A 24,585-nucleotide genomic window follows, 5' to 3' on the forward strand; every position below is an offset into this window, starting at 1 on the left:
CAAAGACGCCGTTATTATATTGAATTGCAGCCTCACCGAACTGCGCATCAGCTAGAGTGAACGCTGGCAAACCGCTGAACGTTAAGCTAAGCGCGGTCGCAGGTGGGATCGCACCGATATCTGCGAAACTCGAAAAGAAGACGTTCTGTAAACCCGATCCGCCACCCGGTACCAGATTGTTGTCAAATACCAAGCTGCCAGTGAATGTACCACCGGCAGGCCAAGGTGCAATCACTCCCCGAAATGGTGGCTTCGAATTGGCATTACCGCCATTTACACCAAAAGAAAAATTTGCAGTGGTGTAGGTATCTGCCATCGCACAGGTGGCGCTCAGGCCCAAAACGAGAATCGCTGCGGCGAGACTGGAATTAACTCTCATTAAACTCTCCACTGTTTTAACCGCTCCATTATTCTTATTCTCAACTTGCGACCATCGCATGACGCGAGTGGATGAATAATAAGAGAGCACCCTTATTTCACGGGTACGTCAATATGTCAGGAATGCTGTCATGTCTGGCGCGCGTCGCAATAGTTTAGTTTCGCGTTTGCTCAAACATTATTCCCCATACCCATCAGCGGCATCGCGCCTGCAATTCATGACAAAGAGAAAGCTGCCCGGAGGCGGCTCTCGATTTCAATTCTGATTATTAGATCAGGCCGCCATCAATGCTGGCTTCGACTTCCGCCGATAGGCCATGAAGCCGACGCCAGCGAAGCCGAGGATCATCATAGCCCATGTTGAGGATTCGGGGACGGCCGTAGCGACGTCGAAGACGCCGGGGCTATAGATGAAATGTCCACCAACTATGTCCGTCGAGAACACAGGATCTATTGAACCGCTGATCTGTACTCCGCTCGACGTAGGATCGAGCAACACAGTTAGTTGGACAAGATACGGTGTATTGGCGACCATCTGAACTTCATTGTTCGGTATAAATGCCCCGGTAGGATTGGGCGCAGCGGACGGGCAGCCATTTACGCATTGCGTCTCCTGAAAGGTCAAAGATGCAAAGTTATTGAAATAAGCCGTCGAAGTTCCCGCCTGCCCAAAAAGCAAAGAAGCGGATACTGCCGAGTGATCCGGCGCAAAAATGCTGTCCGTAGCGTGCAGGTTTACGGCGTAACTTCCCGCTACTGGATTCACATATTCCACGTAGTAGGCAAGTTTAGCTTGAACCTCTCCGCCACCAGTATGAAAGATATCGAAGTACACCTGATTGACTGTCGCTGAGACTGACGGGCTTGAACCAAGCTGGGTCGTCGCGCTACACGTGCCGCCACAGCCTTGTCGGCCCGAGTAATCAAGCGTTCCTAGCGTATCGCTAGTCAGGATTGCACTTGCGTATCCGATCCCAAAGTATTCGTAAGAGATCGCGTTGGGTAGAACCTCAGCACTAGCTGGCGCAACGCCTGTTGCCAAAAGCAATGGGGGAATGACAAGCATCATGAATTTTTTCATCAAAACCTCCACCTTGGTAAATCGCCCATCTAATCGCTTAAATAGGTCGGGGACGGGAGATACGAAATTAACAACATACTGCTCGTTACGTTCATCGGACTTCCAAAGAGCCCCGAACGCTGAAATTAAGTTGAGCTTAGATAACTGGGCAACCGATACAAGCCCTCTTTAAAGCAAAAGTCGCGATATTTTTCGTTTGCGTCATTTAATTGAGAGCGGCGCTCGCGATCTTAAATATTCAATTTAAATGCCAGCGCGCCGAGGGCTGGTTAGCGATGCCATGTCCGTTGCGGTCGCGTCGTTTTGGACGTTGGCCGGCGACTTCCGCTCTTCCTTCGCGAACAGACATCGTTAGCGGCGATCTGTATGTCGTAAGCGGTGTTCCGCGACCACCTTCCGGATGATGTCGTGATCTGCGAGTCTGCGGTCCGGTTTTGACCGTTAGGCTTAGAATGGACACTGAACATATTGCTATCACGGAGCCAGTCCGCCGGCTGGAAGTGTTCACCGGCGCCGGGCGGCGGCGGACATGGCGCGATGAAGACAAGGCCCGGATTGTCGCTGAGATCGCGACGAGCGGAGACTCGGTCTGTGCCGTGGCTCGACGCCATGGATTATCACCGCAGCAGTTATTTGGCTGGCGACGTCAATTGCGAGATTCCGAAGCTGAACGTTCAGAGGCTGACGGGCTGCAGTTCGTGCCGGCGGTTGTGGATGGGGGATCGTCTCCTGTTCCGCAACGGAGGACACCGCGGAGCAAGGCTGAGGCCAGTGCCGGAACGATCGAGGTCGAGATCAGCGGCGTGACGGTCCGGGTCGGCCGTGGTGCGGACGCAAAGACTTTGATGGCGGTGCTGCGTGCATTGATGGCCGGCGCGTGATCGGCCCGACCGGCGCGGTCCGGGTGATGGTGGCGACCAAGCCTGTCGACTTCCGCAAGGGGGCGGAGGGACTTGCGGCGCTGGTGCGCGAAATCATGACGGCGGATCCATTCTCGGGCGCGGTTTACGTGTTCCGAGCCAAGCGGGCGGACCGGATCAAGCTGATCTTCTGGGACGGTACGGGCCTGTGCCTGTTCGCAAAACGGCTGGAGGACGGCATCTTCCGCTGGCCGAAGATCGAGGATGGTGTGATGCGTTTGTCGGCTGCGCAATTGTCGGCGTTGCTCGAGGGGCTGGACTGGCGGCGCGTTCATGAAGCCCGAGAGACGGTAACGCCGACGCAGCCTGGCTGACGATTTGTTCCTGCGGCGAAGTGAATCACGTGCAACGGGATCGTCGCAAAATGCGACTGAATATGATCTGATTTGGTGATGCCGAGCGACGCACTGCCTGACGATCCCGAGATGCTGAAAGCGATGCTGCTCGCCGAGCGGATGCAGAACGAGCGGCTGCGCCAGATCATCAAGGAACTGCAGCGGCATCGTTTTGGCCGCAGGGCTGAGACGCTGCCCGAAGATCAAATGCTGCTCGGCCTCGAAGACGTCGAGCAGACGGCGGCGAGCGATGAGGCGGCAGCGGATCAGTCGGCTCCGGCCTCAAGAGCTGCACGGGCCGAGAAGCGACGTATCAACCGGGGCTCGCTGCCAGCGCATCTGCCGCGGATCGAGTTCGTCGTCGACATCGACGACCAGGCCTGTCCCTGCTGCCAGGGCGAACTCCACCGGATCGGCGAAGACAAGAGCGAGCGGCTGGACATTGTGCCAGCGCAGTTCAGGGTGCTCGTCACCATCAGGCCGAAATATGCTTGCCGGCGTTGCGAGGACGGTGTCGTGCAGGCCCCTGCGCCAGCGCGCCTGATTGAGGGCGGCATGCCGACCGAGGCCACCATCGCCCAGGTTCTGGTGTCCAAATATGCCGACCATCTTCCGCTGTATCGCCAGGCCCAGATTTACGCCCGGCAACAGATTGTTCTGGATCGATCGACGCTGGCGGACTGGGTAGGCCACGCCGCCTGGCACCTGCGTCCGCTGCACGAACGGCTTCTCACGAGACTAAAGGAATTACCCCGGCTGTTTGCGGACGAGACGACGGCGCCCGTGCTCGATCCCGGCCGGGGCCGCACCAAGACCGGTCAGCTTTGGGCCTATGCCGCCGATGACCGGCCATGGGGCGGCTCTGATCCACCGGGCGTGGCCTATGTCTACGCACCCGATCGCAAAGCGGAGCGGCCGATTGTCCATCTGGAAGGCTTCAAGGGCGTCTTGCAGGTCGACGGCTATGCCGGCTACCGCAAGCTGGCCGATCGTGGCGACGTCCGCCTTGCGTTCTGCTGGTCGCATGTACGCCGCTACTTCTATGAGCTCGCCGTCCCCGGTCCGTCGCCCATCGCCAGCGAAGCGCTCGAACGTATCGCCGCGCTCTATGCTGTCGAGAAAGACATCCGCGGTCGTCATGCTGACGAGCGTCGAACAGCCCGGCAACAGAGAAGCCGTCCGCTGATCGACGCGTTCGAGCCTTGGCTACACGCAAAGCTTGGCCTGATCAGTCAGAAGAGCAAGCTTGCCGAGGCCATCCGCTACGCCCTGTCTCGCTGGGAAGGGCTGACGCGCTTCATCGACGACGGCCGCATCGAGCTCGACAACAACACCGTCGAGCGATCGATCCGCCCGATCGCGCTCAACCGAAAGAATGCGTTGTTCGCAGGTTCGGACGGTGGTGCCGAGCATTGGGCCACCATCGCCTCACTGATCGAAACTTGTAAGTTGAACGACGTCGATCCGCTCGCCTACCTGACCGACGTCCTCACAAGGATCGCCAACGGTCATCCCAATCGCGATATCGATCAGCTGCTGCCGTGGGCATACCGAAAGCAAGACCTCAAAGCCGTGGCCTGAAAACACCGCTTACTGTATGTCGCAAAAGTGCCGATTTTGTTCTCTAATTCCGGGTCTTGGTGTCAAGCTCTCCGACGATCGTCCTTTGCCGGGCCCACTGTTCTCTCCGCGGTAGGGGTGAACCCTCCGCATGATGGCGTAAGGTGACGCTGGCGGTTCAATGTTGCAATCGCGGTCGGCCTTTCGGACGCTCGCAAAAAATCGGGCGAACTCACCATCGCCATCGTCCCGGCAGGGACGTCTTTTCCCGCCCGTTCGGCAGGAACTCGGTAATGCCCTCGCTAGGCAGCAATCTCCTTCGACCAGTTGAACTCGGTTCCATCGATCCACATGCGATGCAGAATGACCGCGAGCTTACGCGCGACTGCAACCTTTGCCTTGCGGAGCCCGTTGCGCTTGGCGAGCCTTACTCCCCAGGCCTTCACGGCGGACCATTTTGGGACGCGCGTCAGCAGAACCCCGGCTGCTTCAAATAGATAACTTCGCAGCATAGCGTCGCCGCACTTCGAGATGCGGCCTGACCAATCGACCTCCCCGGAGGCGTAGCGTCTACTGGTTAACCCGACATAAGCACCTACGCTTCTCGACCGCGCAAACCGTGCCGGGTCGTCAATCGTTGCCTTGAAGGCGAGCGCGGTGATCGGACCGATCCCAGGCACGGTCATGAACCGGCGGACCTGCGCATCATGGCGAGCCAGTTTCATAACCTTGCGGTCAAGCTCGCTGACCTGCTGCCCGACGGCATTGCGCGCTTCGAGCAGCGGTCTGATCACAGCTATCAGCTCAGGACGGCCCTCGATCAACTCCTCGGCTCGCACGGCAAAGACATTGAACTTGGCACGGCCGATGACGAGACCGAGGTTCTTCAGAAGGCCGCGAACATGGTTCTCGAGATCGCGTTTGATCTTGACCAGCAGCGCCCGGCTGGCCAGTAGCGCCCTGACCGAGTGGCTATCGAGATCCTTGACGTGCACCTCTTTGAACCAGCCGGTCTGCATGATGCGGGCTATCCCGATTGCATCGTTGCGGTCGCTTTTGTTGATCTGCATCCTGAGCACGGCTTTGGCATGGCGCGCGTCGATACAGATCACTGGGAGGCCGAGCTGCTTAAGCTCGGTCCATAGCCAGGTTGACGTCGGTCCGGTCTCGAGGCCGATGCGTACTGCATCCGGCGCCTTTGACCTCACGTAAACTGAGATAGCCTCAGGATCTGAATCGACCACGCTCTCTCGCACGACCGACCCCGTCTGATCCACCACGCAGATCGATGTCTGCTTCAACGATACGTCCAGTCCGACATAGTATTCCATTGCCGCTCTCCATCGCTGCGAGGCCACATGAGGCGGGCCTCATACGTTCCTGGAGAGCTGATTCCCTTGCCTTTTTCTGGCTCGATCCCGGAATTACCCCATGTTGCAAAAGTCCCAAAAGGCCCCGCGGCTAATTTTCCGCCAAAGAACGAAACAAGCGACAATCGCCGATCAGTGCAGCCTCAAACCGTTATCGGAGTCGTCCGTACGTTTGGCGCACGACGGCGCGGTCCCCCACGTTGTTATTCGATCGTCGCGCCTATGGCTCTGAGAATTTGAGTCCCATGCCGCAAAAATACTTTTGCAACAAAATCTGCCAGGAACGGAAGTCGATATTTCTCGACGCAAAAAGCCGCCGAACCTTCAAAAGGCCGGCGGCTTCAAAAGTAGTCCGGGTATCAGAAGCGATAATAACCTGCAATTTTGTAGTTATTCGAATCCTCACCGTACTGTTCGAACCCGCCCCCAAAATCATAGGTCTTTTTGGGGAGGCTGATGCGTGCATAGCGGAAATCGACGCTCCAGTGTTGAGCGACACGGTATTCGAGGCCAACTCCGATGACCGAGCCGACGTGTTCATTTGAAGGCGACGGCCCGAACGGGGAAGTAGCCTCGATTTTCGAATAGGCAACGCCGCCGAATACATAAGGCAGGAAGTTGTTGACGGCGTAACCCAGCCGCACGGCCCCGATGACCGCCGATTGAGGACGCAAATTGAAGACGACGCCCGGGACAAGCGTAAAATCCGCCTTGAGACGGGTGATTGGTACCGTGACGAAGGCGCCTAGCACGATATTATTTGCGAACTGATAGTCCGCACCAAGTTTCAGAAGCGAAACGTCGCATCGATAGATCCGAAGGTTGAGGGCCGGGATTGCGTGCTGTATTCGCGGGATCGTCGTACGACGGTAAATCCGAAGCGAAAACCCGACTGGGTGAAGATTTCCGCTCCGGTTAGCAAATCGAGCACTGCAACATTCCTTAGCTTGACGAGGGCGGCTCAGTCTCTTCGGGCGGCGTTCTTATGTTCGACGTGGATAGTGTCCAACAGCACGCGTTGCGCTAAACTGCCGCATTACAAGCAGCCTACGTTATGGCGGCCTTACGCAGCGTAGGTTTTGCAGATGCTGTTCCCAACTCTGCTTCTGAGCCTGCCGTATGCTCGATCCAATCGATAAGTCGAACGACGTCCGAGTAATAGGTGAAGTGGTCTTCCCCAGATGCAACGCCAAAAAAGCCCCGGCTCTTTTCATCGCGCATTGCACGCTTGAGGCGCCGAGCAAACAGTACCAACTGGTCGTTCGAAGGCATTAGCCCTGTAGAAGGCAAGCGAGATCGTCGTTCAGTACTGGACCGTCTCTCGCCGAAACTCTGCTTTTCGCTTTCGGAACGGCTGTCTATCCCCGAACGTCTTTCGATTGATGACATTGCTTTTCCCCAATAAATGTTTCCCGGAGCCACCATGCAATTCGACACAGGCGCGCTAATCTATCGACCAATATGAATGTCGGGAGCGCTTAACCAGCACCGGCAGAGCCGATGCCAACTCTCTATACGAGCAAAAATATAAGGTTTCCCTAAATTGGTATGATTCGAAGCCCGGACACTAGCTCCGACCGATACCTTCGCCTGATTGCAGGACTTTTTAAGTATCTTGGTCGTGGTGTTAATGAGGCCTTAATCAGGTATGCATTAAGTTTTGTCTGTTTTTCCAAGCTTTGAGTCTCTGGTCGGATCGATAATTTTGAAGCTAACGTTCAGTTTCCTGTCTAATTTTAGATCATGGAGCTCGAATGCAAATGATCAGTTTGCGGAATGTACCGTTCATAGACACTGAATCGCTCGCGGCAGCTGAGGGCCGAGAAGCCCTATTTCGTGATGATCAGGGCTTTGTTCTTTATCTTTCCACTGACATTTCAACTCCTTTGGGCGAAGAAAGAATTGTTCGGCTTGGAGCACGTGAAGCGTTGATTTGGCTTAATGAGGATTCGCAGGAACAAGGATCATTCTGGATTTAGTCGGCACGTTCGGTGATTGCGACTGATCGACTGAAGAGCTTGGATTGCTTCAATGACAACAGACCAGATCGCTTATCTTACTCAGTCTCTGCCCAACTGTCCGAAATGCAAATCAGGAATGGTGATGTCTTGTCGCGAAGCGTATTCGTCTGAACCGCTCGTTTTAATTTTCGAATGCCTCAGCTGCCGTTTCGTGATGCGGCGGGCAAAAGAGAAAAGTACCTATTAACGACCTAAGAGAATCGAGCTTAACATGCCAATCCGTCGCCGACTGTCAAGCGCACTTCCGGTCGGACCCGCTCCTGTTCCGACATGTGTTTCATGCGGAGTCGATAGAAGGAAGACCTACGCCGAAGCTGCAACTCGAATATACGATGTCTGTTCTTCGGTGCCCAGTCTGCCGAACGACATTGCGTCTTGTGGAGCGCCGTTTGTCAAAGAAGCGATCCAAGAGAACCCTGCGTTTACTAGTGCTCCGTGACAAAATGGACAGGTAAGCCTGTTATGGTCGAGACTCGGGCTGCGCCCCGCTTCCGTGTCATGAAGGCCGCCAAAATCGAATACGGCGGAATCAAAACTCCTTGCATGATTCGCGACCTATCGGTTACTGGAGCAGCGCTGGAAATTTCCGAGCTAAGCGGAAAAATCCCTGCAACGTTCAACCTGCTTTTGCCCGACGATGGATTGAAGCTGCCGTGTCAGGTCGTCTGGCGCAGTAAGTTTAAAATCGGCGTTGCGTTCGATTAGATCGTCTGGCCGCATCTGCCTGTCCAACAATGCCGCTGAACGCGGTGTGCGCGGTATCGCCCTGGGGAGAAAATCCTGGTTGTTCTGCGGCTCTGACCGTGGCGGCGAGCGGGCCGCGGTGATGTACAGCCTGATCGTCACGGCCAAGATGAACGACATTGATCCGCAGGCCTGGCTCTCCGACGTTCTCGCGCGCATCGCCGAGCATCCGGTTCAAAGGCTCGACGAGCTGCTGCCATGAAATTGGCATAGGCCCGGCGCGCAGGCCAGTCAGGCCGCCTGACCATGGCCGGAATCAACTACGCCTTCACGATCAGCCGAAATCTGCCATCAGTTCGGTGGCAGCGCCTCGGAAATCTCCTGCGCCTCGCTTGCATCGGCGAAGACCTCCTCGCGGATCACGCGCATCGTCACCTGATGAAGGTAGGCTTGCAGAGCTTGGTCAAGTTCGGAAAACTCGGGCCACAGGACTTGGTCGAGAAACCGCTTCGGCGCCCTGATCATGACCGTGTTGCGCCGCTGCCGATAATATCGGTAGGGCTTCATGCCATAGCGTCGGCACAGTGCAAGAAACAAATGGCGCGACCATTGATCAGGCATCGAGAACTGCATCTCAATCGACGGATCCTGCCGGCTGAGTTCGCCTAGACGCGCCCGGACACGTTCCAGCGCGGCCTCAGCAGCGAGGCGTTCACCGGCCGTCCCGGCCCAGCGAACAGGGCCTCGATCTTCCGCAACTTCTCGCGCAACTGGGATTCGGTCGACATCGGTAGTCTCAGGCTTTGTCCTGAGTGAAGCCCAACATCCGCATTGCGCGCGGTCAACCGACCATCGTCGATATCCACGTCATTCATTAGCCACGTGGGGTCAAAACACCGCTATCGTCCAAATCCATAAAGCAGACTCTGGTCTACTTCCGCGCCGCAATAAGCCGCACGAGTGAACTCGCCGCGGTACTGACCGGATGCTAACCGAATCTCTGACGCAAGCCTGCGGCCCATTGCACGTGTCGGAAGGATAGTTCGAACTGAAACCTAGGAAAAATACTTGGGTTCTTTGGTCGGCCCCATTTTCAGTCCACCGAAACTTTCCTTTTTTGCAGATGACCGTTATCCGTTATGTGCCCACGAACGAAAGTCTCGACACAAGAAAAAGCCGCCGCCCTTAAGGCGGCTTCCTAATTTCAAAGCTGACGATCGGGGATTAGGCGGTCATCAATGCGGCCCTTGATTTGCGGCGATAGGCCATGAAGCCAATGCCAGCGAAGCCGAAGATAATCATTGCCCATGTTGATGGCTCGGGGACTGCGGTAATGGCTGTCATTGTACCTGTAAATGCGCCGTCTCCTGTGAACGTAACTTGGGTGACGAACGCGGTTGAATTGGCGGGATCAAGGCCCAAGCTCGGATCAATTCCCAGAATTTCGAACTTGCTGATGCCGCCCTGACCAAAGTTGTACAATGTATCAGCTGCAAGGTCCTGCTTGAATTCGAAAGACGTGCCATTCCATACATAGAGTTCGTAGGGATGAGACATACCTAAGTTCGGGAGCTCGACGGTCGCGAAGTTTGGATTGCCGACACCAATCGAGAAAATATAACCGAGGGCAGCTGCAGGATCTAAGTTCACAGACTGACCATGGCTAACGTCAATGTTGAAGCTATAGACCGTTTGTCCGACGGTATTGACCGATGAGACGGGTACCTGCACAGGACCGCTAAATTGCGTTACTGCGTTGGGATGAAAATCGAAAAAGCTCTGAGAGCTTGCTCCAGTTGTGGCGTTGTCATTCAGCCGAAAGTCGTCTCGGATGAGAACGCCATAATGACCGTTTGGATTGAGTGGTCCAAAATGAGGAAGGTTCGCCGGAATGGTTATACTGGTTTGGCCGCTTGGCAAATCTTGTCTGAAAATTTCTTGCTTGTTGTTGTTCAGGTCGAAGATGAAGACTTTTGTGTTCTGAGTAAAACCTGTTGGCAGAGCGACAGCGGCCGGCGCATTCCACGTAATTGTCGGTGTCGTCACTGTCGCTGATGTGCCGCTGATCGCCGCTCCGGTTATGAACGGAGGCGGTGGCAGGTTCGCAATAGCGGCGGTGTTGACGACAAGAGAGTTATAATTCGGATTGCTGACGGTTAGTTGCCAAGGTCCGAGCAGGTTCGGGTTGTACCTGATCGACGTCTGAAAGAGATTGGGATCCGGCACTGCGTTAGAGTAGGGAACATTAAAGGTGGCGCCATTCTGAGTTGCCGTCACGGTTGTCTGTGATGCGAACGTCTGCTCATTTGAGCCTGACTCGAGATGGAAGCGTCCGCCAAACGACAGGAACTGCGTAGCTACGGGTTGTCCGAAGGCTACATTCGAGGAATTGTATCCCACGTAAGCAAACGTCCCGGGGAAGCCAGGCGTCAGCGTATTTTGCACAATGGTGTCAACAGGAGCAGCTTTGGCTACCGATGGGACCAAAAACAAAGTCGCCAGAAAAATCGCTCTGCGCATTTTAAATACTCCGCAAGCGTTGAAATTTAATATGATAACCCAATTGTGAATAATTGTGTTGACTATGGAAGATATGTCAACTCATTTTTTTTCAACTTGAGAGGTCTCTCGGGGATCGTGGCAACATAAAGCCGTTTCCTGACGCCTAGAGTAAGCGAAATTAACTTAGCCGCCTGGCCCTGGGAGGCGACCGCAAGATTTTTCACGATCGACGAGCTATCCCGCGTTCCATCTGTGCGCCGATGAGAGCCTCCGGGTGACGACCAACAGAGCAAGATGAGTTCGGTTGGGTCGGTGGTTCCAACACGGCGATGGCCAGGAAACAACCCATCACCGTCGCTCGAATTGTTGCTTCAATTTCCTTGGCGGGCGTTCGTAAACGGTTGGCCCTCCAACCGATATTCGCCCCGACGTCGTCATCGATTGGCCAAACGCTTTAACCGGCGCTCAAGTCGCTAACAAGTTGCCGTAGCCGGCATCCGAATTGGCTTCAGGCTCGGGTTGATTATCGATGAGGATATGGCAAGCTTGCGCAAGCACAAGGTCGTCATATCAAGTGTTAAAATAAATGCGGCGTGAGGAATTCCAATGTCGCGCATGATCTTGGTCCTATGTGTGTTCGCGATTGTTTGGATAGTGCTCGCAGTTGCAGCGTTTATCCTCGACATCGGTCGCACCGGATATACGATCTCAGATAACCGTAATCTCGCGTCGAAAATTCTCCGTTCTGATGAATTGCCAATCACTGGGTTAGCTTTCATCATTACCAGCGCTATTTTCTTTTGGTTCGGGTAGCGCACCTGCGACGCGACTGAGCGGGGCGATTGAAAAGCGCGGCGACTTATTTTCAGATGCGTTCTGGTTTTTGCTCGGCGGTACGCTGTCGACGGATCGGCGTGATTCCAGTCACCGCAAGAACCAAACGGCCGGGAAGTTTTATAGCCGCACGACAGGTGGCGCGGATCAAATGGGATCGGGTCTGTCTCAAGCGTTTCATGAACCGACATGGCTGGTGCGGTCCTGAAGAAAGAGCCGCCCGATGGCGGCTCTCCCTCAGTCTTACAACGCGGATCAGGCCGACATCAACGCCAGCTTTGATTTACGGCGATAGGTCATGTAGCCAACACCAGCGAAGCCGATCAACAGCATGGCCCAGGTCGAGGCTTCGGGCACGGCCTGCGCGATGAACGCATCGGCGATTACGTGATGGGCCGCGGCGGTTGGGTGAATACCGTCCCAATACTCGTAGTTATTGCAATTGGTGCCAATGGGGGCGGCGCCGCAGGCATCCGTCACATTAGTCAATCCATACGCTGATGGATTGTTTGCGATCGACGTGCCGAGGTGAAAGATGTCAAAGATCGATACGCGGGTGTCGCCGGCGAGTATATTTGCAAGTGCCAGGTTCATGTCAGCTGCAAGCAAGGATGCCAACGCTGCTGCTCCCTGTGCTGCGACGGCGGGCGCAAGGCCGAGATTGGGCGTGTCCCAGACAATAATATGCTGAGCCCCGCCGACCTCGAGGGCGTTTACGATCGAGGCGATGTTGGCTGCAAACGAAAGCGCGGTCGCCTGAATCGTCGCCGTGCCTCCGACGATCGCGCCGAGCGCAGCTCGTGCGTCGTTGCCGCCGCCCTCGACCACATAGAGCGCAGTAGGCGAAGCCACGTGACCGGTTGAGGCGAGATAGATGCCGGCCTGCGTGATCAGATTGGGGCTTGGGCCGGGCCCCCCGGTGGTCGCACCGCCGAACGCGAAGTTGGTACCGCCTATGACTGAAGGCTGTAACGGAAGACCGAGCGCGGCGGCGACATCCGAAGCCCACACCGGTCCATTGCTGAAATTTGCCGAGGGGGCGTAGGCTTGGCTGGGAATGTAAGTATTACCCGTTATGTTCGGCGCAGACGTGCCGCCCAGAAGCGCGGCGTTGCCACTGTCTGAAAGACTATCGCCGAACACCACCAATGAACTATAGGGACTAGCCGCGGCCGGCAGGATAGTAATCGCCGTGCCTAGGGCAGCGGCGAAAGCGCTCGCGCAAATAGCTCTAAAAAAAACTCGCATACGCAACTCCCTTCAAAACGGACCCACTTGAGCTGTGGGTACCGTCCGCTTATCCAAACCTAACAAGCGCCCGCAGGCAATGGCCATTGCACCGCAATATCTAGTCAGCCTTCCGATCCACGAAAATCAGAATGGCTCACGGTCGCAAAGCGCCAAAGGATTCGGTTCCGAAACAACCCAACTAGTCTCGTGTCGGCGGCGTCAGCGACCAAGGCGCCAGCGTTGGGAGGGATGCTTGTTAAATCGCTTAGGGGAGGGGAAAGACAACCGAATTTTTTCAGCGGATTACGGATGTGGCTCACGACAGCAGGGTCGGCAAAGATGACCCCTGCTTATCATTCAAAAGGATTCCGCTGACGCGTTATGCACGCCCCATGAGGGGCCCGAAGACATGAGGGCTCTTTGGACGTGATGGGATAGGCGCGTCCGATGCGGGTTTGGCTGAAGGAGTGGACTGGATCGCGGACCGCCTATGGCCAGTCAATTGGCTGACCCGGTGTTTGATCTTGAAATCTCGATAGCGCGGCCTCGACGATGCTGATCTCATCCTCAAGATCAGCTGTAATCCGGTCCAGATTGAATCCAGAAGAAGCAGCGCTCATCCGATTCTCCATCAATAATCGCTTGCGATGCTCGCGTATTTCTTCCAGCGCCTTTCGGTTCTTGAGCGTCGAATAGCCTGCCACGATATGTTCAATCGCCTTGGTCATAAAAATCTACTCCGGCCGACACTAGCCTAAACTCCATTGAACCGTTGCTTTTCGCAAAGCGCAATGGTGCTCAAGCGAATTAATTAGCCTTTAAGCGAAGAAAAGCCCGCCGGGTTGAGTCGGCGGGCTTCCTACGCATTACTCCCGCCAGCCTGAGGCTCGCGATTATTCAGATCATAGCAGGGCGGCGGTTAATGAACTCTCGCTGCAGCCGGGCTGCCTGTCGTGCCCTAGGAAGCCATGAAAACTTTGGTTCGGCACTTACGCCCGTCCTTGTCTGCAAGGTTGGGCGGGGCAGGGCTCTTAGGCACGCACAGCTTAAGCTTGGCTCGGCGGAGCGTCCTTCACGAAGAAGGCCCCCGGGCGCCGGCTCTAGTAACCGAAAATAGTGGGTCAGGCGGCCATCAATGCTGCCCCTGATTTGCGGCGATAGGCCATGAAGCCGACGCCAGCGAAGCCGAGAAGCAGCATGGCCCACGTCGCGGGTTCGGGGACGGCAGCTACCTGCCACGTGCCGGCCGTGTCTGTGTTCACGTATGTTTCAGCTGAGTCACAGGTTCCTCTGAGCCCATAGTCCATGGTCGGAAAGCCAGCAGCGTTTCCGATCGTATAGATCAAAGGAGCATCGGCACCATTTCCGTTCAGGTACAGAAACCAACTAGTGACCTGCCCCAGTTCGTTTAGTCTCAAATAATCAACCCAGCCGTCCAATGTCACGCCAGGCGTGTTGGACGACACGGATTCAAGTAATTCGGTCGTCTTTGAATGGACGCTAAGCGAAAATGCGGTGATATCCGAAGAATAAAGGTAGTCGCCGGCAGCGCAGGGGCCGACGCAGTTTAACTCAGCCGTCGCAGTCACATAGCTTTCATTACCAAAGCTCGGAGTGCCGGTATAAGTGTAAGTCGCGGCGGAGGCATGTGTTGCCGATGCGCCGAACGCCAGCCCGATAAACAACGACACTGATTTAATATTCATTCGATTAACCCTTAATATGTATTATGTATTAACTGTTTTATTATATCGTACGTCAACCCGCAAAGTGCCGGTCGCGAGGCTCTTTCGCGTCTTGGTTAACGGCAGAATCCGTGAAGCGGTCCATTGGCCCTGCAAGACTATTCGGGGATCGTCCGATTGTGGTGCCGGGCGAATGAGGTGTTATTCTCGCCAGCTAACGTCAAGCGGAGGCAGTGTGCACCAGAGAAGCCCACGATGGTCGCCGTTAGCCCGTTGCGCGCGTTTCGATCCGGCCACCAACAAAAAGCCGCCCGAAGGCGGCTCTTCAACTTAATCCTTCTGACGCAAATTACGCCGTCACTAGTGCTTGCTTCGACTTCCGGCGATAAGACATAAAACTAAGGCCAACGAAGCCGAGGAGCATCATCGCCCAGGTTGATACCTCGGGCACAGACCCCGCAATCGCTGAAAAGCTTTCAGGTCCGCCGTCGGCGTCGCCAAGCGTCGCTTCTAGCGCAATTCGGAAATTACCGAACCCGACTTGGTTGAAGACAGTGTTGTTCAGGTAGGTTTGCTCAGGCCCATCTACGTCAAATACGAACCCACCGTTGCCGTGACCATGATCATCAGGCAGGCCCAAGAAGTTCTGCTGTCCATCGATTGCGGCGATGACGGTGTTGCCATTGTAAAACTTCAAGGTGATATCACGGACGTTAATGTGATTGTCGCTCTCATTCGGATTGAACAGGATCTGAACTTGCGATGCTCCTGACCAATGCAACGACGACAGGGTGGGGATGCCGAATTTCTGATTATCGCCGAACGGATTGACTTCCTGGCCACCTGCGTTGGTAATGCCATTGCTGTCGTGGACGTTTGCGCTGGCGATCGCACCGCCCTTCGTTATAACTCCCCCCACTATGCTGACGACGCCGGACTCCACGCCATGGTCGGAGTTCTTCGCCTGCACCGTGAGAAGACTGTGAACATTTCCAAAGCCTAGCGCACCCACGTCTACGTGGCTGTCATAAACCAGGCTAGCGAATGCAGGCGAGCAAGAGAGCACAGAAAAGACGACTCCAGCCGCAATTATATAACGGGCCATCAAATCCTCGCAGAGCAATTAAAAAAGTGCCACCTTTTATAACGTTCATAGTTATCTTAATCAAGCCCTCGTTTCATGAGGTTCATTAAATGGGCGGCCGGCGGCGTATCGGTTAATTCAATAGCCCGGAATGGGTGGCCAAGACCTGTTCACTCATCAACGGATTTAAACTTTAGTGGGCAACCGCGTGGCATGTCTTGAACGTTGTCGCGCCGGACCATGTCGCCGCTGAATTTCAAATGCTGAAATAGCTCGGCCCGTTGCGCGTCGGGCGCTCAAAATGAATGAGGTCGACGAAAAAAGCCGCCCGTAGGCGGCTCTTCTTACCCAAACACGTGAATCCTGGATCAGGCGGCCATCAATGCTGGCTTCGCCCTCCGATGATAGGTCATGAAGCCCATGCCAGCGAAGCCGAGGATTATCATGGCCCACGTAGACGGCTCGGGGACGGCCGTCACTAGCGTCGCCGATATTCCCGTCGTGTCGTAGTAGAACGGCCCACTTCCGCGCGGGTTGGGCACGTTGAAACTCACTTCAAAAAGCAACTGATCTCCAGCTGTCATTGATAGAGTGTTGCTAGCGAAAGAGGGTCCGGCGCCGAACCCGCCCACGTTGCCCAAAAACAATGAGACGCCATCAAGCAAGATTTGCACATTGGTATTCGTCGGACCGACAAAATCGAGACCGCCAAAACTTGCATTCAACGCATAAACGGCTGTGATCGGAGCAATAAAAGAATAATAGGCGATTTCGCCGTTTTGTCCGGGATGAAACGAGGCTTGCCCAGGAGCCCATTGAACGGTTCCCGCAGTCAACGTGGAGTTCGAAGTGTTTATCGCTACGCTGGGTGTCGTGTAGGTAGCCGTCTGCGTCAAGCTCGGATCGGTCCAATACTCCAGCGTGCCCGAGGTATTGAAGGTTGAAAATTGGGTCTGCGGGCCGGTCGGGGAGCCATTCGCGATATAGGTCATCGACCGTCGCGGCCACGCCATTTTTGTTTTGTCAGGTTAACACGATGCCAGCCGGTGTAGTCGTAAACGCCAGACCACCGGTGAACCTCGCTCCTACACTCGCCGCAGTGAAAGTATCCTGCAACAGCTTGGACAAACGCGGCCTGGTTGGCTTGGTAGAGTGATCCGCACCCGTTGCAGACAAATATGACTCTAGCCGCGTGAATACCGGTCATTTTGGACCTCGGGCGTGACCTCGATGATCTCTGCGCATGGAACGCATCTGTAATAGTAGATCAAGGCAGAAGGCCGATCTTGGGCAGCTTCGTCGATCTTGGTATTCGGCAGCGATCCGCAGCAGCATAGGGGATGCGTGGCTAAAATGGCTTTAATTCTTTCCAATCGAAGCCCGACGGTCCCGGATCACGGCCGTCGGATGGACACAAACGCTGAGAAGGGCGGGGCTTGGAGGAAGCGCTTAATCTGAATTGAATTACGTTCGCGCGTGCGGGTTTGCGGTCTGCGGCCTTTGGTTTGACAGGATCAACTGCCATCGTCCTACGACGTTTTGGCATCTCAAATCCTCCGGCGAAAGTGCTTCACCTCATGGGGAAGTCGCGAAATAGAAAATTCAAAATTGAACGCCCTAAGTGTGGTCTTTCAGGAGGTTGTCCATCTGGTCTGAACCGAGGAAGCTGAGGTTGCGAAGCTTCAGTGTTCCAAGGAGAGACCAGATAAACGTCCACAAGAATGCGCCTTTGACGCCCAAAGGTCGAGAGGCGATGGTGCGAAGCGTCGTCGAGGGCAGGCTGTGCCAAGCCGCCGCGGCTGACCTGTTCAACACGACACCGAAGACCGTCGCCAAATGGGTCAAGCGGTTCCGTGCAGAAGGTGTTGAAGGGTTGCGCGATCGCTCCTCCAGACCCCATTCATCGCCGAGCCAAACCCCGCCCGCCACATGCAAGGCCGTCGAGACGTTGCGCCGGCAGCGCCACACCGGCAAGCAGATCGCGGCTGAGGTCAAGGTATCGCCGGCCACCGTCAGCCGCATCCTTCGCCGCTTGGGACTGAACCGGATACGGGATCTGGAGCCAGCCGAGCCGGAACGCCGCTATGAGCGCGAGAGCCCAGGCGAGATCATTCACATCGATATCAAAAAGCTCGGGCGTTTCCAGCGTGTCGGGCACCGCATTACTGGCGATCCGAGTGGTCCGAACAAGAGCCGGGGCGCTGGCTGGGATTTCGTCCACGTCTGCATTGACGACCATTCCCGCGTCGCCTTCTCCCAAATCAAGCCCGACGAGACGGCGGACAGTGCTGTTCCCTTTCTCAAGGCCGCCGTGGCGTATTACAAAAGCCTCGGCGTCACCGTCACGCGCGTCATGACCGACAATGGGAGTTGCTACCAGTCCTTTGCCTTCCGCGACGCTTGCCGGGACCTAGGCATCAAACACATCCGCACCAAGCCCTACACGCCGAGAACTAACGGCAAGGCCGAGCGCTTCATCCAGACCGCACTTCGGGAATGGGCTTACGCCAAAGCCTATCCAACATCAGATCGGCGCGCCCAAGAGCTGCCGATCTGGCTGCATCAATACAACTGGCACAGACCCCATGGTGGTATAGACTCACAAACGCCGATCAGCAGACTCGGTTTGTCCAAGGACAACCTCTTGAGGCTCCACACCTAAGGCGCGTGTTGAATACAATCAGACTATCACTTTCAGTACGCCGGCCCGGACGGTTCGCAGTGGAGCCCATAGGACTGGGTCGGGGAAACGCCGAAAAGGTTCAACAACGGCAAGGGGATGACGAACTTAACAAAGGTCAGCGTCACTAACCTCTCGTCACGAACCTCTGACGCAAGCCTGCGGCCCACTGCACGTGTCGGACATGCCGACCGGCGGTGTCCTGCATCGTCCGTCGCGGTCGATGGCGTCGAGACTAAGCTGCGCATGCGGATCTGCGTCGTTTTGCTTAGGGGAGCCCGACCGCGTCCAGTGTGACCAAGTAAACCATGAAAATATCGTCAGAGACTTCCATCTTTGGCGACGCTTCCCGGTACTTAGCTCCCTCCGCCTCATTGGCAATGCGAGCCTTTAACTTCGCGCCGATTTTGTAAACCGGTTCGCCATTCGACGAGAGGGCGTTCAGATCAGATCGAAACCACTCCTCGTGGCAAAGCTCGGATGCTTCCCGGAGTTGCCGGGCCTCAAAGGAAACCGTTGGCCTGCCGGCGACCTCGATGGTGAAAATCAGTCCCAATGGGTTGGGCATTATTTGCCTTTCGCCTTCAGCCCCCGCATCGACACATATTTTCCTGATTGCGCATCAATCGTAATCCCCAATTTTAACGCCATTTTTCGGACGGAATCTGGCTTTCGTCCGGTGCGTTTTACTATCTCCTCAAACGATTTCGATGACTTGGAAACTTCCATTAATCGACGCTGCTCCGCAAAAGACCACCGCTTAAGCATCGCCTTCACTTTCTTGCCTTCAACCCGAGCTCGATAAGCCGGTGGCTTAGTTTCGGGAGACTAATCTCGGCGTCCTGCATGGCGATACAGGCATCGATCGAAGCGATCTTCTCTCATGCGTCCGACAATTTGGGGGTATCTATCCGGCCCCCGTGGTTTTCAGCTAGCCAATTCCAGTTTTTTTAATTTTTAGACTTGGGATTGTGGTTTCTATCACGAAATCAGGTTGGAGGGGAACTGCGAGGTTGAATGAGGCTCGCTATCAGGTGGAAGGGTCCGGGCTATTCGTGAAGGAAGGCGCCCGCAGGGGAGAGGGTGCGGGCAGCGCTAGGATAAGGATTTAGAGAGAATCCGGTGGCTGCGCGCGCTGGATCGCTAGCAAAGAGAGTCTTTTCAATTTTGGGCCACCATCCCAAGTCCGACAAGCCGGCAGGTGGTTTCCCTTCGTCGTGCTGTATGATTGGTTATCGCTTCGCAGCAGGTTCAATGGGGAAGGGAGATTTCAATCGCTCCATTGACCTTTCGCCACATTCCAACTTCTACCTGCCCTGAAATTCTTTCGCATTACTGAAAGACGATTTTTGTTCAATCGGCGTTGAGACCACTCTTCATAAAAAGAATAGAGCAAAAAGGCCAATGATAGGCCGGCGAACAATTCCAGCACGACGCGCCTTTCGCGTCGCTCTGCCTTTCAACCGATTGCTCGATGACCTTCGGCGGTCAGCGAGAGGGCATTATCGTTGATTTCAACCAAGCCCATTTCCATCAAGAGCTTCAGATCTGCCAGACTGACCGGCGAAAATTTGGTTCGCTTGCGATCGATGTCCCGGAGGCTTCATCGCAGAGCGATCGCGTTCTCGCGTGGCAGGCTTGCAAGCTCCGGCGCCGGAGGTGTTTTAATTTTGCTTGGCTTTTGGGGCACCGGCTCAAGTACTGCTGGCGACGTCGGCGGCCGGCTTGGCAGCAAAGGGATTAGAACCCGCGGGTTTGGTGCGGGGAGCGGTCCGCTGAATCTCTTGCACAGCAAGTTCGATAGGATCTGGATCGGTCATGGCTTGCGCTCCTTTAGCTCGCTCTCTAGCAGCCGGCGGAGGGGTTTGCGAACGCACATTCTTTAGTGCAACGATTCTGATGGACGATCTTCGGCAAAGCTATGAATGCCCTCCAGCTCAAGCGTCCGGTAAAATTCCTCGCGAGCTTCTTGATCGGTCGCAAACAAATCTTCCCAGACTGTCGAGCCATTTTTGTGATCAACGACCTCAAGCGACCAGCCTTCAGCGCTTCCCTTCAGCCGATAGATTTGGAGCTTGACCGTGGTTCCTTGTCGGCTGACCTCTTCGCAGAGTGAGGAATATTCGATCTCAGGATCCTCATCGATCGTCATGGAGATACCCTCGCTTTTACCTTTTTGGCTGGCTTCTCTCCCGGGTCCTTGGGCAGGATGTGCAGGATGGTTTCCATCATGGCCCGAATTGCCTCAGGGCTGGTCAGGGGCGCGCTTTGCTTGGCTATCTGAACCGGAGGGCCCTTTGCCGGTCGGAGCGGGCCGCGTTTCTTAGTTGCAGATTTTTATTTGCCATAGTCATGATACCATAGATGCGGCCTGGCAAAAAGGTAGAAGCTCCCGAGCGGGCCAACCCCATAGCTGAGCGGAATTCGATGGATCGGGCTGACAGCGTGCTTCGCACGCCACCGACAAAGACGCCGATAGCTACCTTATAGAATCCGCTGGCGCTGCCTAATTCGGGCCGCCTGCAAGCCGGCGCGAGCAACCCGCTCCATTTTGTTTTCCTGAGCAGCTTCAACCGAACGGAGGCGGTAAGGCTTAATGCTTGAGCTTAATATTCACGAGCTTTGTGCTGACTGATCGACGCGATAGGTTTGGCCACCGGGCAATTCCCCCGCCCGGACATGACCCCAGCAAGCCGTCGAGCATCATACTCGCTTGGCGGCTTTGTTTGAGTGCGGAGCCGCGTATGAGTCTAAGTCACGACGACGTGCAGCGTATCGTTCAATCACACAAATCTAAGCCTGAGTGGGCAACCGCTTGGCATGTCTGGACCGTCGTGGTGCCGCGCCGCACGATCACGGGCCGACTTACCTGGGGCCGGGTCTGGCGTCGTCACGACGGTCGCCGCTGGATTTACAAGAAACTGCTGAAATAGCTCGTCCCATTACGCAGGGGACGTGATGAGGTTGGAAATCAATGAGCCGCCACTAAAAAGCCGCCCGTAGGCGGCGTTTACTCTTCAACGCCGAACACCGCGTATCAGACGGCCATCAATGTTGGATTCCGCTTCCGACGATAGATCATGAAGCCAATGCCAGCGAATCCGAGGATCATCATTGCCCATGTCGAGGATTCTGGCACTCCATGCACAGACACGAGTTGACCCTCGATCAACTCAAGCAGGACATTGGTACCTCCAGTGGAGTGACCATAGCCGTGAACCGGGTCGAACTTGAAGGAGTAAAAACTGTACGCGTTGGCGTTATTTACGCTACTGAGCGTTTGAAGGCCTTCCGAGTAGCCAGAATCTACTAAACTACCTAATGCGTTCGCTGAGTTGGAACCGTAAACCAGCCAGTGTTCGCCACCAGTAGAGCTATTCATTTCGAACGAGAAACCCGTCACGTGCGCGGTCCGCGCAGCGCGAAAGTCAATTTGAATCAGATTGGGGCCGCTAATCTCGTGGTCCCCGCTTCTATCGTCGACCAAGCCGATCCCTTGCTCGTCCCCCGTCGGTCCGCCGATGTTTTTGAGATACAAGCGTGCGTCGGGCGTGTCGTGGCTCAATGGCATTCCGGAGCTTGTGAATCCGGCAGCCCCGATCGTCACCCCGCCGGAAGTGAAGGATGTCGTCGTGCCAATGTTATCGTGGTTTGCCGAGCCAGACGACGGAGCAATCGTGGCAAAATCCCAGACAATCGTTGAGGCTTTTGCGGGCGCCAATCCAAGTAGGGTTGCCCCAAACAGTGTCGCTGCGACAGCCGAAAGTCTTTTGTACGTCGAGGCGGAGACGGCTTTATTCATTTAATGACCTATGCTGCAACAATTTAAAAAACAGGTTATTTATTAAAAATTATGTCGCCCTTTTATGGAAATTGCAAGCCCCCCGCCACGCCGGAGCGCAATAATAACACCTGAGAGTTTCGCGGCGCTCTGCAACGCAATCATATGATTAACTGGCCGTGTGATCTTCGAAATATGCCAAACTCGACACGGCGAGACAACGCGTGGGCTAAGCAAAAGCCGCCCGAAGGCGGCTCCTCAAAGCGCTAGCATAAAGCGAGAGACACGAAGCATTGACGGCGGACGCTCTGGATTGGGTTATCCACGATTGCCTGCAAGCGCGGGGTTCTCGACATCTTGAAGCGCAAAGCCCTTTAAAAAGACGCTGTGCCTGATCGAATCGGCAAGGGCGTGGGGGGCGGCAGTGTCCCTTTTGCCGGTTAGCACAACCCGCAGGCGCCAGAGCGACAGCCCAAGGATCATGCAGGCATCGGCGGCGGCCGCGTATAGCGGGCCGTAGTTTTTCAGAAAGTGCCTTCGGCGTGCGTCAAGCATGTAGGGCGGCAGCCGCTTAGGCTTGCTATTCACTCCGGTGGATTGACCGACCAGATGCACCACCCGGCTCGCCGGGACGTACCAAGTTGGCCAGCCCTTTTTCTTCGCGTTGAAGCAGTAGTCGATGTCGTCAAAATAGGTGAAGTAACCTTCGTCGAGCAGGCCGACATCCAGCAGGACCTGACGGCGGATGAAAATGCTGGCGCCGGAGACCCAGTCGGTCTCGAAGGTATCGTTGACGACCGGGGGAGCCACGATCCAACGGCTCAGGAGGCGGCTTACCAATCCGAGCTTGAAGTTGCCTTCAAACTCGCCCAACGGAGATTGGAACCGGAACGCGGATCGCTGCGGGGTGCCGTCAGGGTCTTCGAGACGGCTGCCGGCGATACCGACTTTGGGATTCTTGTCCATAAAGTCGACCAGCGCTTTGAAGGCGTTCGGCCGCACGATGGTATCCGCGTTCAAGAGCAAGACGTATTCCGGCGGATCGTCCGCTTGCAGCGCCGGGCGAATGACGGCGTTGTTGCCGCCGGTAAAGCCAAGGTTGACCTCAAGCGGCGTCAGCGTGCACCAGGACGCCCAACCGTTTTCGTCGATGGCTTTTTGGATGCGTTGCGCGGAATCATCGCCTGTCCCGTTCTCGCATACAGCGACATGTATGCCCGGGACGCTTGCAATTTCATTGGCGACGGAATGCAGGCAGTCGATCGTGAGGTCGACGACGCGGTAGCTGACGATGACAACGAGGAGCTTCACTGGGACGAGACCGCTCTTGGCAAATTAAACTGTGAACTCGACCGTGCCGGTGCGGGCGAGGCTATGTAACTGCGCAAGCGTTCCGCGAACTGCATCGCAACGGCCGCAGCGGACGATCGGGTTGGAGCCGATCTGCGTCAGATCAGCAGCTTTGATCGTGAGGCTACCACAGGATTCGCAGATGACGCTAAAGCGGGCTAGATTAGCCGGTGTTTCTTGGGCCACGTGCATCGTCTCTGGTCCCTTATTGCAGATCGCAAAAACTCTAGAATCCAATAGACAGTCCCTCCAAGGTCAACCGCCCTATAGCATACAGCCTGGAACCGGGCGGCGGTTTGTGGAGCTTTGGTTAAGCTGCCCCAGTGGCGGGGTCTTTTTTGGAACTGTACCCGCATCGGCATGCGACGCGAATAAAAAACGTTATGGCCTGTTCGCGTTGAAATCGTCGCCGGACGTTTGGCTGGAGTAAATTGGGCTCGTTCTGGCAAATAGCTAAAAGCCCATTCGGGTTCAAAGTTTTTGGGCCGCCCGGCGGCGCTTGGTGTGCGCATAGCGCTCGTAACGGTCCAATGCCTGCAACCGGAAGAGGCCTGGGGTACCGCCGGCTTTGATGTCGATTGCCGCCAGAATTTCCGCCCGCACCGAGCGGATCGCCAACAGCTCGAGTTGTGCTGTGACCAATTCAGTTGCCACGGAAAGGCGCAGGTCAGTTGCTGCGCCGTCGAGCAGCATCTGGGCCAGCGCGTCTACCTTCACGGGGTCCGGGTGCGTCGGACATGACAAGCCATGCCGGAACGCGTTGCGGCCGGACTTCATCTTGCCAACAAGAGTTTTTGGCCCGGTGCTGCGTTGCGCATTGGCACGGTTGGCCGCGATCTGCTTTTCTGTAGCCATTATGTTCTCGACTCGAAATTGGTCACTCTGGTTCATCGCCATCGGTGACAACGTGGTCATTATTTTTGACCGAGCGGCGGCGGTCGCTTTCCTTTTGAAGAATTCGGAGCGAAGCCTCGAAGTTCGCTGCCATGCGGTTGAACATTGCCAGATCGGCTCCACAAATCTGCATCGCTTTAGCGCGGATGTGTGCCTCTGATATTCCCAGTCGCGAGCCCCACCATGATTCCGAGCG

22 protein-coding genes and 4 pseudogenes are annotated in these 24,585 nt (G+C 55.6%); 7 read left to right on the plus strand and 19 right to left on the minus strand.

What is annotated here, in order from left to right:
* Positions 1-652: 652 nt before the first annotated feature.
* Positions 653-766: pseudogene (locus tag BLR13_RS42710) on the minus strand (PEPxxWA-CTERM sorting domain-containing protein); the annotation flags it as partial.
* 1,145 nt (positions 767-1,911) lie between these two features.
* Between BLR13_RS42710 and tnpA the strand changes: the two are divergent.
* From tnpA to tnpC, 3 genes are all read left to right on the plus strand, one after another.
* The gene (tnpA, locus tag BLR13_RS29025) at positions 1,912-2,340 is read left to right on the plus strand and encodes an IS66-like element accessory protein TnpA (RefSeq protein WP_074816761.1); all 429 of its coding nucleotides are present in this window, start codon (positions 1,912-1,914) and stop codon (positions 2,338-2,340) included.
* Positions 2,337-2,693, plus strand: coding sequence for an IS66 family insertion sequence element accessory protein TnpB (gene tnpB, locus BLR13_RS29030; protein WP_083387555.1), 357 nt, complete (start codon positions 2,337-2,339; stop codon positions 2,691-2,693). The genes tnpA and tnpB overlap by 4 nt, the downstream gene beginning before the upstream one ends.
* A 78-nt stretch (positions 2,694-2,771) precedes the next feature.
* Entirely contained in the window at positions 2,772-4,295 is a 1,524-nt protein-coding gene (gene tnpC / locus BLR13_RS29035) for an IS66 family transposase (protein WP_074816759.1), read from the plus strand.
* 281 nt (positions 4,296-4,576) lie between these two features.
* Here the strand turns inward: tnpC and BLR13_RS29040 are convergent, their stop codons facing one another.
* From BLR13_RS29040 to BLR13_RS40610, 3 genes are all read right to left on the minus strand, one after another.
* Positions 4,577-5,605 carry an IS110 family transposase gene (locus BLR13_RS29040; RefSeq protein ID WP_074816757.1) on the minus strand — a complete coding sequence of 343 codons (1,029 nt, stop codon included), beginning with the start codon at positions 5,603-5,605 and terminating at the stop codon, positions 4,577-4,579.
* A 398-nt stretch (positions 5,606-6,003) separates the two neighbouring features.
* Positions 6,004-6,396, minus strand: a complete 393-nt coding sequence (locus BLR13_RS40605) for an outer membrane protein (RefSeq protein ID WP_074816754.1) — start codon at positions 6,394-6,396, stop codon at positions 6,004-6,006.
* Positions 6,397-6,691: 295 nt separating this feature from the next.
* Positions 6,692-7,033, minus strand: coding sequence for a hypothetical protein (locus tag BLR13_RS40610; protein WP_143039617.1), 342 nt, complete (start codon positions 7,031-7,033; stop codon positions 6,692-6,694).
* Between the two features lie 365 nt (positions 7,034-7,398).
* Between BLR13_RS40610 and BLR13_RS40615 the strand changes: the two genes are divergently transcribed.
* The 3 genes and pseudogenes from BLR13_RS40615 to BLR13_RS29055 all read left to right on the plus strand — a co-directional run.
* The gene (locus BLR13_RS40615; RefSeq protein ID WP_143039616.1) at positions 7,399-7,623 is read left to right on the plus strand and encodes a hypothetical protein; all 225 of its coding nucleotides are present in this window, start codon (positions 7,399-7,401) and stop codon (positions 7,621-7,623) included.
* A gap of 540 nt (positions 7,624-8,163) precedes the next feature.
* Entirely contained in the window at positions 8,164-8,370 is a 207-nt protein-coding gene (locus BLR13_RS29050; RefSeq protein ID WP_244524956.1) for a PilZ domain-containing protein, read from the plus strand.
* 7 nt (positions 8,371-8,377) lie between these two features.
* A pseudogene (locus tag BLR13_RS29055) lies at positions 8,378-8,611 on the plus strand (transposase domain-containing protein); the annotation flags it as partial.
* A gap of 89 nt (positions 8,612-8,700) precedes the next feature.
* Here the strand turns inward: BLR13_RS29055 and BLR13_RS41975 are convergent.
* The 8 genes and pseudogenes from BLR13_RS41975 to BLR13_RS29095 all read right to left on the minus strand — a co-directional run bounded on the left by BLR13_RS41975 (position 8,701) and on the right by BLR13_RS29095 (position 16,676).
* The gene (locus tag BLR13_RS41975) at positions 8,701-8,982 is read right to left on the minus strand and encodes a hypothetical protein (RefSeq protein ID WP_244524957.1); all 282 of its coding nucleotides are present in this window, start codon (positions 8,980-8,982) and stop codon (positions 8,701-8,703) included.
* A gap of 32 nt (positions 8,983-9,014) precedes the next feature.
* Positions 9,015-9,137, minus strand: coding sequence for a hypothetical protein (locus BLR13_RS42310; protein WP_283808256.1), 123 nt, complete (start codon positions 9,135-9,137; stop codon positions 9,015-9,017).
* Between the two features lie 436 nt (positions 9,138-9,573).
* Positions 9,574-9,690 (minus strand): annotated as a pseudogene (locus tag BLR13_RS42715) (PEPxxWA-CTERM sorting domain-containing protein); the annotation flags it as partial.
* A gap of 2,250 nt (positions 9,691-11,940) precedes the next feature.
* On the minus strand, positions 11,941-12,933 hold the full coding sequence (locus tag BLR13_RS29075) for an SGNH/GDSL hydrolase family protein (RefSeq protein ID WP_083387553.1): 993 nt from the start codon (positions 12,931-12,933) through the stop codon (positions 11,941-11,943).
* A gap of 470 nt (positions 12,934-13,403) precedes the next feature.
* Complete coding sequence (locus tag BLR13_RS29080) at positions 13,404-13,643, minus strand: hypothetical protein (protein WP_074816742.1); 240 nt, start codon at positions 13,641-13,643, stop codon at positions 13,404-13,406.
* Positions 13,644-14,036: 393 nt separating this feature from the next.
* Positions 14,037-14,144 (minus strand): annotated as a pseudogene (locus BLR13_RS42720) (PEPxxWA-CTERM sorting domain-containing protein); the annotation flags it as partial.
* Between the two features lie 805 nt (positions 14,145-14,949).
* Entirely contained in the window at positions 14,950-15,705 is a 756-nt protein-coding gene (locus BLR13_RS29090; protein ID WP_074816737.1) for a hypothetical protein, read from the minus strand.
* A gap of 347 nt (positions 15,706-16,052) precedes the next feature.
* The gene (locus BLR13_RS29095; protein ID WP_074816734.1) at positions 16,053-16,676 is read right to left on the minus strand and encodes a PEP-CTERM sorting domain-containing protein; all 624 of its coding nucleotides are present in this window, start codon (positions 16,674-16,676) and stop codon (positions 16,053-16,055) included.
* A gap of 713 nt (positions 16,677-17,389) precedes the next feature.
* Here BLR13_RS29095 and BLR13_RS29100 point away from each other — a divergent pair.
* Complete coding sequence (locus tag BLR13_RS29100) at positions 17,390-18,346, plus strand: IS481 family transposase (RefSeq protein ID WP_074830238.1); 957 nt, start codon at positions 17,390-17,392, stop codon at positions 18,344-18,346.
* Positions 18,347-18,632: 286 nt separating this feature from the next.
* Here the strand turns inward: BLR13_RS29100 and BLR13_RS29105 are convergent, their stop codons facing one another.
* The 7 genes from BLR13_RS29105 to BLR13_RS42315 form a co-directional block, all read right to left on the minus strand.
* On the minus strand, positions 18,633-18,932 hold the full coding sequence (locus tag BLR13_RS29105; RefSeq protein WP_074816731.1) for a hypothetical protein: 300 nt from the start codon (positions 18,930-18,932) through the stop codon (positions 18,633-18,635).
* A complete protein-coding gene (locus tag BLR13_RS29110; protein ID WP_433994234.1) occupies positions 18,932-19,141 on the minus strand; it encodes a hypothetical protein in 210 nt (69 codons plus the stop codon). Before BLR13_RS29110 ends, BLR13_RS29105 begins: the two co-directional genes overlap by 1 nt.
* A gap of 1,105 nt (positions 19,142-20,246) precedes the next feature.
* On the minus strand, positions 20,247-20,516 hold the full coding sequence (locus BLR13_RS29115) for a hypothetical protein (RefSeq protein WP_074816726.1): 270 nt from the start codon (positions 20,514-20,516) through the stop codon (positions 20,247-20,249).
* A gap of 885 nt (positions 20,517-21,401) precedes the next feature.
* Positions 21,402-22,166, minus strand: coding sequence for a PEP-CTERM sorting domain-containing protein (locus tag BLR13_RS29125; protein ID WP_083387552.1), 765 nt, complete (start codon positions 22,164-22,166; stop codon positions 21,402-21,404).
* A 297-nt stretch (positions 22,167-22,463) separates the two neighbouring features.
* Positions 22,464-23,456, minus strand: a complete 993-nt coding sequence (locus BLR13_RS29130) for a glycosyltransferase family 2 protein (protein WP_074816710.1) — start codon at positions 23,454-23,456, stop codon at positions 22,464-22,466.
* Positions 23,457-23,966: 510 nt separating this feature from the next.
* A complete protein-coding gene (locus tag BLR13_RS29135; protein WP_143039614.1) occupies positions 23,967-24,350 on the minus strand; it encodes a hypothetical protein in 384 nt (127 codons plus the stop codon).
* A 22-nt stretch (positions 24,351-24,372) separates the two neighbouring features.
* Entirely contained in the window at positions 24,373-24,495 is a 123-nt protein-coding gene (locus BLR13_RS42315; protein ID WP_283808257.1) for a hypothetical protein, read from the minus strand.
* Positions 24,496-24,585: the final 90 nt, after the last annotated feature.

It is taken from the genome of Bradyrhizobium ottawaense, assembly GCF_900099825.1.
In the GTDB taxonomy this organism is placed as follows: domain Bacteria; phylum Pseudomonadota; class Alphaproteobacteria; order Rhizobiales; family Xanthobacteraceae; genus Bradyrhizobium; species Bradyrhizobium ottawaense_A.